The 9347-nt window shown below is 63.2% G+C and carries 9 protein-coding genes; 7 read left to right on the forward strand and 2 right to left on the reverse strand.

Translation table 11 applies throughout. From position 1 onward, the window contains the following. Positions 1–3: 3 nt before the first annotated feature. Positions 4–1929, reverse strand: a complete 1926-nt coding sequence (gene hflK / locus ACVWVP_RS02885) for a protease modulator HflK (RefSeq protein ID WP_457404441.1) — start codon at positions 1927–1929, stop codon at positions 4–6. A 320-nt stretch (positions 1930–2249) separates the two neighbouring features. On the opposite strand from hflK, the gene ACVWVP_RS02890 reads away from it, so the two are divergent. From ACVWVP_RS02890 to ACVWVP_RS02915, 6 genes are read left to right on the forward strand one after another with little or no spacing between them, the layout of a single operon-like run. Further along, positions 2250–2870, forward strand: coding sequence for a CDP-alcohol phosphatidyltransferase family protein (locus ACVWVP_RS02890; RefSeq protein ID WP_178924211.1), 621 nt, complete (start codon positions 2250–2252; stop codon positions 2868–2870). An 11-nt stretch (positions 2871–2881) separates the two neighbouring features. Then, complete coding sequence (locus tag ACVWVP_RS02895) at positions 2882–4630, forward strand: bifunctional alpha/beta hydrolase/class I SAM-dependent methyltransferase (protein WP_457404442.1); 1749 nt, start codon at positions 2882–2884, stop codon at positions 4628–4630. A 2-nt stretch (positions 4631–4632) separates the two neighbouring features. Then, positions 4633–5931, forward strand: a complete 1299-nt coding sequence (locus tag ACVWVP_RS02900; RefSeq protein ID WP_457404443.1) for a phosphatase PAP2/dual specificity phosphatase family protein — start codon at positions 4633–4635, stop codon at positions 5929–5931. After that, positions 5921–6364: a hypothetical protein gene (locus ACVWVP_RS02905; protein WP_176994554.1), complete on the forward strand. Its 444-nt coding sequence runs from the start codon at positions 5921–5923 to the stop codon at positions 6362–6364. The genes ACVWVP_RS02900 and ACVWVP_RS02905 overlap by 11 nt, the downstream gene beginning before the upstream one ends. 9 nt (positions 6365–6373) lie before the next feature. Continuing rightward, on the forward strand, positions 6374–6994 hold the full coding sequence (locus tag ACVWVP_RS02910) for a lysophospholipid acyltransferase family protein (protein ID WP_457404444.1): 621 nt from the start codon (positions 6374–6376) through the stop codon (positions 6992–6994). A 1-nt stretch (position 6995) separates the two neighbouring features. Further along, positions 6996–7928 (forward strand): phosphatidate cytidylyltransferase, encoded by a 933-nt coding sequence (locus ACVWVP_RS02915; protein WP_178924220.1) that lies wholly within the window; start codon positions 6996–6998, stop codon positions 7926–7928. A gap of 139 nt (positions 7929–8067) precedes the next feature. On the opposite strand, the gene ACVWVP_RS02920 is transcribed toward ACVWVP_RS02915, so the two are convergent. Further along, on the reverse strand, positions 8068–8541 hold the full coding sequence (locus ACVWVP_RS02920; protein ID WP_176994674.1) for an Lrp/AsnC family transcriptional regulator: 474 nt from the start codon (positions 8539–8541) through the stop codon (positions 8068–8070). 135 nt (positions 8542–8676) lie between these two features. Here ACVWVP_RS02920 and ACVWVP_RS02925 point away from each other — a divergent pair, with 135 nt between their 5' ends. Beyond that, positions 8677–9306, forward strand: a complete 630-nt coding sequence (locus ACVWVP_RS02925) for a LysE family translocator (protein WP_457404445.1) — start codon at positions 8677–8679, stop codon at positions 9304–9306. Positions 9307–9347 lie beyond the last annotated feature (41 nt).

The following is a 9347-nucleotide window of genomic DNA, read 5'->3' on the forward strand; positions in this document are numbered from 1 at the left end:
TCCTTATTGAACGGCTTTACGCGGCACCGAAGGGTCGGCCGGCAAAGTAAAAGAACGCAGATCGATCGTCGGCGCGCCGTCGGCACCCAGGCGATGATCCAGAATGAGCAGCTTGGCGTGGGCCAGGCCTTGGCTGAGCTGGCCGAGGTATTGCTCCAGCACGAACGCCTGGCCCGCCGTCGCGTAGGCCTTTTGTTCGGCGGCAAAACGCAGGTCCGCCGCTCTGGCGCCGGCGCTCACTTCGCGCGCGGTGGCCTGGGCCTCATCGCGTACGGTGCTGGCTTGCAGCAGGGCCTGGTTGGTCTGCTCGCTGGCCGCGCCACGTTCGCGGGAAATCAGCGCCTGGGCGCCGATCTGCGCCGCTTGCACCCCGTGATAGGCATTGGCGGCACCCGCCGGCGGGTGAATCGCTTCCACTACCGTGGCGAGAATTTCGACACCACTGTCGAGTTTCTGCAGGTCGGCCTGCACGGCGCGGCCTATTTCATCAGCAAGGCTGGTGCGCTGTTCACCGAGCAATTCATCGAGGGTGCGTGAGGCAAAATCGTGGACGAGGATGCGGCTGGCGGTGCTGCGGATCAGGGTCGGCACATCCGCGCTGTTGTAGGTGGCGGCGAGTGCAGCCCGGTCAGTCAGGCCGATGCGGTAGACGAACCGCACGTCCATGTTGACGATCTGGAAGCCTTGTTTGTCGCCGCTGCTGCTGGCGATGACCTGGGATTTGTCATTCACATGACTGGCGTCCCACAAACGGTTGGCGATCAGCGGAGCCGGGCCTTCGGCGGGTGCCAGTTCCGGGGTGGAGGCTTCGCTGACGCTGGTCGCCAGCTCATGCACCACGCCGTTTTCCACAGCCAATACGCGGCCCAACGGCCACGGCAACCCGGCGTGCAGGCCGGGGCCGAACACTTCCACGGGTTTGCCAAAGCGCTCATAGATCCCACGGCCTTGCAGGGGCACTTCATGCACGCCGGTCAACGCCCAGCCCACCGCCAGCACCACCAGCAGCACCGGCAGAAACGCCCGGCGCATGTAGGTAAACGCCCAAATCTGGCGCAGATCGATACCAAAGCGGTTGTGCAGTTCGTGCTGCAAGGCCAGCAAGGGCTGCGGCGGCCAGCGCAGCAGCCCGGCGATAAAACTCTGCGCCATCAGGCGCGGTTCAAGGCGTGGCTGGCGTGGGCTGAACAGCGACAGCACGGCCCGCAGCAAAAACTCCACGGCCACCAGCCCCGGCAGCAGGCCGACCAGCACGGCCAGGCGCAGCGGCCACACAGACGCCGCACCGGCAAACAGCAAACACAGCGCACTGACCACCAGGCAAACAATCGCTACCCGGCTCAATTGCGCCAGTGGCGAAGCTTCCGGCCATTGGGCCACGGATTCCTGAGCCAGGCGGCGCTCGAACACCAGCAGGCCAAACGCCAAGGCCAACGCCAGCGAGGCACCGATGCTCGCCGATTGGCCGACGGGCGCAGCGGGCAAGGTCAGGTTCCAGAACTCGATAAGGCTGACCAGCGCCAGCAACGACCAACCCGCCAGCCACAGCACCGGCGCACCAATCTGGGCCAGCAGGCCATTGCGCAAACGCCCGACAAGGCGCGAATACCCCGCCACGTCATCGACGGGCGGCTCAATCAGTGATTCGGCGGGTTCCTCCAGCACCTGGGCACGCCAATCGGCCACCCACCACGCCGATTGCAACCCGGCCACCAGCACCAGCAGCGCCGACGAACAGGTGATCAGCACCACCGGCCAGATCGACAGCGGGGCAAACAGGGCGACAAACAGCGCCAGTATCCAACCGGCCACGGCCAGGGTTGTCAGGCTGATGCCGGCTTGGCGCAATCGACGGGCGTGAAACACCCCCTGTTGAAAACGCGGAAGGCCTTCCACCGAAGCGCCGTCAGCTTCCAGATCCACTTGCATCCACTCAACGCCCGTTAACACACAATTAGTTACGATATAACACGGAGCGTGAAATTTTTGTCCTATGAATGCAGGTTTTGAACCCACCGCAGTTCCCCTGTGAGAGCGGGCTTGCTCGCGAATGCGGTGGGTCAGCCACCCCTGTTGTGACTGTCCCACCGCATTCGCGAGCAAGCCCGCTCCCACATTTGTTCCCCAGCGTCTGCAAGACCGTGACTAAACCCCCATAAACACGAGCCATCACTGGTGCAGGCCGTGATTAATCGGCACACTCCGAAACAGTTTTTCGCGGGTCCACGGACAAGGAAGCGTCACCCCCCATGATTTCGATCTATCAACTCAAGCCGCGTTTTCAAAACCTGCTGCGCCCGCTTGTGCAGCGTCTCTACGACAATGGCACCACGGCCAACCAGATCACCGTGCTGGCCGGCGTGGTTTCCTTGTTGGTCGGCGCACTGATCGCCGCGTTTGCCCAACACCTCTGGCTGTTTGCGCTGATTCCGCTGTGGATGATCCTGCGCATGGCCCTCAATGCCATCGACGGCATGCTCGCCCGGGAATTCGGCCAGCAGTCGCGACTGGGTGCCTACCTCAATGAGCTGTGTGACGTGATCGCCGACAGCGCGCTGATCCTGCCATTTGCGCTGATCCCCGGTGTCAGCCTCATTCCCGTGCTGCTGGTGGCGCTGCTGGCGGTGTTCAGCGAATACGCCGGTGTACTCGGGCCGATGGTCGGCGCGTCACGCCGTTACGACGGGCCCATGGGCAAGAGCGACCGGGCGTTCGTACTCGGCGTGCTGGCCACCGGCGTCGCCCTGGGCTGGCTGGGTGCCGGCTGGGTCAACACGGTGATGTGGCTGGTCGCCGCCCTGCTCGCCTACACCTTGGTCAACCGTGTGCGCCAAGGCCTCAAAGAAGAACACACCTCTCCGATTGCATAAGGATTTTTGCGATGCGCGAACAGCAAGAGCACACCTTCAGTACCCATGATGGCGTCGAGCTTTTCTACCGCCACTGGCCGGCCACGGACGTTACCGGGCCACGCCAGGCGATCCTGCTGTTCCATCGCGGCCACGAGCACTCGGGGCGCATTGCGCACTTGGTGGACGAGCTGAACCTGCCGCAATTCGACTTCTATGCCTGGGACGCCCGTGGTCACGGCCAATCGCCCGGGGAGCGCGGCGACAGCCCAAGCTTCGCCACCAGCGCTCGCGACGTGCAGACCTTCTGTGACCACATCGGCACCACCTACGGCATCGAGGCAGAAAACCTCGCGGTCATCGCCCAGAGTGTCGGCGCCGTGATCGCAGCCACCTGGGTGCACGATTACGCGCCGAAGATCCGTGCGCTGGTGCTCGCCTCCCCGGCCTTCAAGGTCAAGCTGTACGTGCCCTTCGCCCGCCCGGGCCTGGCGCTGATGCGCAAGTTTCGCGGCAATTTCTTCGTCAATAGCTACGTCAAGGCCAAGTTCCTCAGCCATGACCCGGAGCGTGTAGCCTCCTACGACAGCGACCCGCTGATCACCAAGGCCATCTCGGTGAATGTGCTGCTGGGCCTGTATGAAGCGGCCGACCGTGTTGTAGCCGATGCCCAGGCGATCCAGGTGCCGACCCAAGTGCTGGTGTCTGGCTCCGACTTCGTGGTGCACCGCAAACCCCAGCAGCAGTTTTTCGACCGCCTCGGCAGCCTGAAAAAAGAGCTGCACATTCTCCCGGGCTTCTTCCACGACACCCTCGGCGAACGCGACCGGGCCACCGCCGTGAGCAGCGCCAGGCGCTTTATCCTGCAGAACTTCAGCTACTCGCTGGACCGCGCGTCCTTGCTGGATGCCGACAAGCTAGGCGCCACCTGCGCCGAATCCGAAGCCCTCGCCGCGCCACTGCCGCGCAATTCCCTGCGCGACCTGTACTGGCGCCTCACCCGCGCCAGCATGGGCCTGGGCAAAAGCCTGTCGGACGGCGTGAAGCTGGGCTTCGATACCGGTTTCGACTCGGGCAGCACCCTGGATTACGTGTACCGCAACACCCCCACCGGCAAGGGCGGGCTGGGGCGGATGATCGACACCAACTACCTCAACTCCATCGGCTGGCGTGGCATTCGCCAGCGCAAGTTGAACGTCGAGGAGCTGCTGCGCCTGGCCATGGCCAAGTTGCGTGATGAAAGCCGTGAAGTGCGCATCGTCGATATCGCCGCCGGCCATGGGCGTTACATCCTCGAAGCCTTGCAGGGCGTTTCGCCGCTGCCGGAATCGATCCTGCTGCGCGACTACAGCGACATCAACGTGCGTGACGGTAGCGCGCTGATCCGCGAAAAAGGCCTGGGGGATATCGCGCAGTTCGTCAAAGGTGACGCCTTTGATCGCGCCGACCTCGCGGCACTGGACCCCAAGCCGACGCTGGCGGTGGTGTCCGGGCTGTATGAATTGTTCGCCGATAACGGCATGGTCGGCGGCTCCCTGGCTGGCCTGGCTGAGGCCGTGGAGCCGGGTGGCTATCTGGTCTACACCGGCCAGCCCTGGCACCCGCAACTGGAACTGATCGCCCGCGCCTTGACCAGCCACCGCCAGGGCCAGGCCTGGGTGATGCGCCGTCGCAGCCAGGCGGAAATGGACCAACTGGTGGAAGCTGCCGGCTTCCGCAAGATCACCCAACGCGTGGATGAGTGGGGCATTTTCACCGTGTCCCTGGCGCAGAAGATCTGAGCATGCGCGAACCCGGCCTGTTGAAGCCCGCCGTCCTGTGGCTGCTGGTGTTGGCACCGCTGTTTTTCAGCACCTACGGCTTTGCCACGTGGGTCACCAGCCAGCGCAGCGACGTCGGCACCCTGGTGTTCGACTGGGAAACCCACATGCCCTTCTGGGCATGGACCATCGTGCCCTACTGGTCCATCGACCTGCTCTACGGCTTTTCCCTGCTGCTGCCCAACACCCGCCATGAACTCAAGCAACATGCGCTGCGCCTGCTGACTGCCCAGGTGATCGCCGTCAGTTGCTTCCTGATCTGGCCGCTGCGTTTCACCTTCGAGCGGCCAGAGCTGGACGGTGTGTTCGGCTGGCTGTTTGCGGTGCTGGCAGGGTTCGATAAGCCGTTCAACCAGGCGCCGTCGCTGCATATCGCACTGCTGGTGATCCTGTGGGTGATGTACCAGCGCCATACCCGAGGGTTTTGGCGCTGGCTGGTGCATGGCTGGTTCGCCTTGATCGGGATCTCGGTGCTGACCACTTATCAACATCACTTTATCGACTTACCCACAGGTGCCCTCGCCGGCTGGCTGTGCGTGTGGTTATGGCCGGTGGAGCATCCCAGCCCATTGTTGAATGTGCGACTGACACGGGACGTACAACGCTGGAAAATCGGTGCGCGCTACGGCCTGGGGGCGGTGCTCTTGGTGATGTTGGCCTGGGTGCTGCGCGGCGCCTGGCTGTGGATACTGTGGCCGGTGGTTTCCCTGGCGTTGATCAAGGCCAATTACTTCGTGCTCGGTGCTTCAGGCTTCCAGAAGCGCGCCGATGGCCGACTCACGCCCGCCGCACGTTGGCTGTACGCGCCCTACCTGGCGGCGGCGTGGATCAATTCACGTGTGTGGACGCGCAAGCACCCACAGCCGGACCTGATTGTGGATAACGTTTGGCTCGGGCGCATTCCGACAACGAATGAGCAAGAGCCTTTCAAGGCGATCGTCGACCTGTGCGCCGAATTACCGATTCATCCACAGGGCCGCGCCTATCAATCCATTCCCGTACTGGACCTGGTGGCGCCTACGCCCGCCGAATGCCTGCAGGCCGCGCAAGCCATCGAATGCCTGCGCTCGCACGGCCCGCTCCTGGTGTGCTGTGCCCTCGGCTATTCGCGCAGCGCCACTGCCGTGGCCGCCTGGCTGATGCACACCGGTCGCACCAGCACGGTGGACGAGGCACTGGCTATTATTCGTACAGCGCGGACCCACGTAGTCCTGCACCCCGCTCACCGCGAAGCTTTGGAGGGTTTGCCCCATGCCCGCTGATATGGAACTCCAGGTGGTCGCCAGCCTGTTGCGCCGTGGCCGCTCCCTGGATCAGTTATCCACAGGCCTGACGCTGCTCGGCTTTCTGTTTGGTCTTGCGCAACTGTTGCTGGCAAGTATCTCGACCCTCTGCCTGCTGCTCGCCCTGTGGATGATCATCCTGGGGCTGCTGCAAAAGTACTGGGCGCTGCGCGTGGCCTTCGACGCCGACCTGTTCGCCCTGCTGGCCCGCGACACCGCACGCACCCCGGACCTCGACCAGGCGCTGGTGGACCTTGGCCTGCAATCGGCCAAGCGCGTCGGCCGGCCCTGGAGCGAACGCCGTCGCGGCGCCCTCAAACTGTTGCGCAAACAAGCCTGGCTGCTCGGTGCGCAAGCGCTGCTGACCCTGGGCGTGGTCCTCGCCAGCCCTTGGCTGCCTTTCGCCGGATAAGGAATCCCCATGTTCGAACCCGTGGTCGCCACGCTGATTACTTCCATGGCCCGCACCGTCACGGGCGCCCGCAGCCTGTGGCTTGGTTGCGCGCCGGTGCCGGTGCAACGCATCTACTTCGCCAACCACAGCAGCCATGGCGACTTTGTGCTGTTGTGGGCCTCGCTGCCGCAGAACCTGCGCAAATTCACGCGCCCGGTGGCCGGCAGCGATTACTGGAACAAAAGTGCCCTGCGCCGCTACATCATCAACCGCGTGTTCAATGGCGTACTGATCGACCGTGAACGCAAGGACCCTGTGGATAACCCATTGCAGCCCATGCTCAGTGCCCTGGAGGCTGGCGATTCGCTGATCATCTTTCCCGAGGGCACACGCAACCTGGAAGACGGTTTGCTGCCGTTCAAGAGCGGGCTTTATCACCTGGCAAAAAGTTACCCACAGGCCGAATTGATCCCGGTGTGGATTGCCAACCTCAACCGCGTCATGCCCAAGGGTCGCGTGTTGCCGCTGCCCCTGCTGTGCACCACCAGCTTCGGCAAGCCGCTGCAATTGGAAGAAGACGAAGACAAAGCCGCCTTTCTCGCCCGCACCCGCGACGCGCTGCTCGCCCTTGCCCCGGAGCACGTCTGACATGCCTAGCCAAACCCTGATGTTGTTCGGCGGTATCGGCGCGATCCTGGTGCTCGCCTCGCTGATCGGCCTGATCCTCAAGCTGCGTACCCGTGGCACACCGAATGCGGTGATCGACAACCTCAACGCCCGCATCAATGCCTGGTGGGTGATGGTGGTGGTGATCGGCATCGCCTTCTGGCTCGGCACCGGCGCAGTGATCCTGCTGTTCTACGCCGTGTCGTTCTACGCCCTGCGTGAATTCCTCACGCTCACCCCCACGCGCCGCAGCGATTATCCGGCGCTGGTGGCCGCGTTCTACCTGGCCCTGCCGCTGCAATACCTGCTGATCTATTCGGATTGGTACGGGCTGTTCTCAATCTTCATCCCGGTGTACGTGTTCCTGCTGCTGCCGATCCTCGCGTCACTGGGTGGCGACAGCACGCACTTCCTGGAGCGCGCCTCGAAAGTGCAGTGGGGACTGATGATCGCGGTGTTCTGCGTGTCGTTCGTACCGGCTCTGCTGACCCTCGACATCCCGGGCTACGAAGGCCGCAACCTGTTGCTGATCGCTTACCTGGTGATCGTGGTACAGCTCTCGGACGTGCTGCAGTACGTGTGCGGCAAGCTGTTCGGCAAGCACAAGATTGCGCCCAACCTGTCGCCGTCCAAGACCGTGGAAGGTTTTGTCGGCGGCATCCTGCTCTCCTCGTTGATTGGTGCCGCGCTGTGGTGGACCACACCCTTCAACCCGTGGCAGTCGTTTTTGATCGCGCTGTTGATCAACCTGCTGGGCTTTGCCGGCGGCATCGTCATGTCGGCAATCAAGCGCGATCGCGGCGTGAAAGATTGGGGGCATATGATCGAAGGGCACGGCGGCATGCTGGATCGGTTGGACTCCGTGTGCTTCGCGGCGCCCATCTTCTTCCACCTCGTGCGCTATTGGTGGACGTGACCCCAACCTCAAGAACAGTGAAGATCAAACTGTGGGAGCGGGCTTGCTCGCGAAGGCGGTGGGTCAGCTGGCAAATTCAGCGGCTGACACGCCGCCTTCGCGAGCAAGCCCGCTCCCACAATGGGTTTGTGGTGGGCCGTTAGGTTGGTAGATGGCCCAACGGCAACGCTCCCGGAGTCTTTACGGTCTGGATCGCGAAGTTGCTGCGGATATCCCTCACCCCCGGCAGCTTCAACAGGCTGCCGGTGACAAACCGTTCATAACCGCGCAAATCCGGCACCACCACCTGCAACAGAAAGTCCGACTCCCCCGACACCAGGAACGCCGAGATCACCTCGGGCAGTGCCGTCACCGCCTCACGAAAGGCATTGGCCTCGGTGTCGTTATGCCGCTCTACCTTCACGCCCACAAACACCATCATGCCCAGGCCCACTTCATCGCGATCCAGCGTGGCCTGGTAGCCGCGAATGACCCCGGCTTCTTCGAGCAGGCGCACGCGGCGCAGGCAAGGTGATGCAGACAGGCCAATCTCGTCGGCCAGTTGCACGTTGCTCAAGCGACCATCCCGTTGCAGGGCTTCGAGTATCTTGCGGTCAAAAGCATCGAGTTTCAGATTTGGCATAAGTGAATGGTCTTTGTAGTTGTTAGTGGTGGATAGTGCCAAGACTAGCCGATTTATCAGCTGACTACGCAACCACCTGCCCCGCCCTTCGGCCCTAGAATTTGCCAACATTCAAGGGGGTGAAACATGGCGGAGCTCTGGTTGTTTTTGGTGGCCCTTTCGGTGGCGTATCTGCTGCCGGGGCCGGACATGATCCTGCTGCTGCAAACCGGCGCCCGCCAGGGCAAGACCTTGGCGCTGACCACGGCGATTGGCCTGGGGGTTGCCCGGGCGTGCCACGTGGCGTTGGCCGGCATGGGCTTGGCGACCCTGTTCAAGGTGGCACCGTGGACGTTTGACGTGGTGCGCCTGGGCGGCGCGGCCTACCTGTTGTGGTTGGGTGTGCAATGCCTGCGCGCGAATATGTTGCCCAGCCTCGACCCGACACATGCCATCACACAGGCCCACGCCTGGCGCGAAGCCTTCCAGCGCGGCCTGCTGACCAACCTGCTCAACCCCAAGGCGCTGCTGTTCTGTTCGGTGCTGCTGCCGCAGTTCATCAACCCGCAGGCCGGCCCGGTGGCGGCGCAGTTCGCGTTGCTGGGTGTGATCCTGGTGGCGGTCGGTTTCGCCTTCGACTGCTGCTACGCCCTGGCCGGTGCGCGCATCGGCCGATGGCTGGCGCGCAATCGTTCGGCGCAGCGGGTGCAGCAATGGTTGTTCGGCAGTCTTTTGATCGGTTTTGCGGTACGCCTCACCTTTGTGCAACACGCCTGAGCGGTCCGGCGTATCCACGTCATCTTTTGTATCAAAGACGC

It is taken from the genome of Pseudomonas sp. TE24901 (assembly GCF_054058375.1).

Excerpts from the sequence above, each read along its gene's own strand:
- ACVWVP_RS02890 (WP_178924211.1), top strand. The coding sequence starts at position 2,250 with ATGATTTCGATCTATCAACTCAAGCCGCGTTTTCAAAACCTGCTGCGC.
- ACVWVP_RS02895 (WP_457404442.1), top strand. The coding sequence starts at position 2,882 with ATGCGCGAACAGCAAGAGCACACCTTCAGTACCCATGATGGCGTCGAG.
- ACVWVP_RS02905 (WP_176994554.1), top strand. The coding sequence starts at position 5,921 with ATGCCCGCTGATATGGAACTCCAGGTGGTCGCCAGCCTGTTGCGCCGT.
- ACVWVP_RS02900 (WP_457404443.1), top strand. The coding sequence starts at position 4,633 with ATGCGCGAACCCGGCCTGTTGAAGCCCGCCGTCCTGTGGCTGCTGGTG.
- ACVWVP_RS02915 (WP_178924220.1), top strand. The coding sequence starts at position 6,996 with ATGCCTAGCCAAACCCTGATGTTGTTCGGCGGTATCGGCGCGATCCTG.
- ACVWVP_RS02910 (WP_457404444.1), top strand. The coding sequence starts at position 6,374 with ATGTTCGAACCCGTGGTCGCCACGCTGATTACTTCCATGGCCCGCACC.
- hflK (WP_457404441.1), bottom strand. The coding sequence starts at position 1,929 with ATGCAAGTGGATCTGGAAGCTGACGGCGCTTCGGTGGAAGGCCTTCCG.
- ACVWVP_RS02925 (WP_457404445.1), top strand. The coding sequence starts at position 8,677 with ATGGCGGAGCTCTGGTTGTTTTTGGTGGCCCTTTCGGTGGCGTATCTG.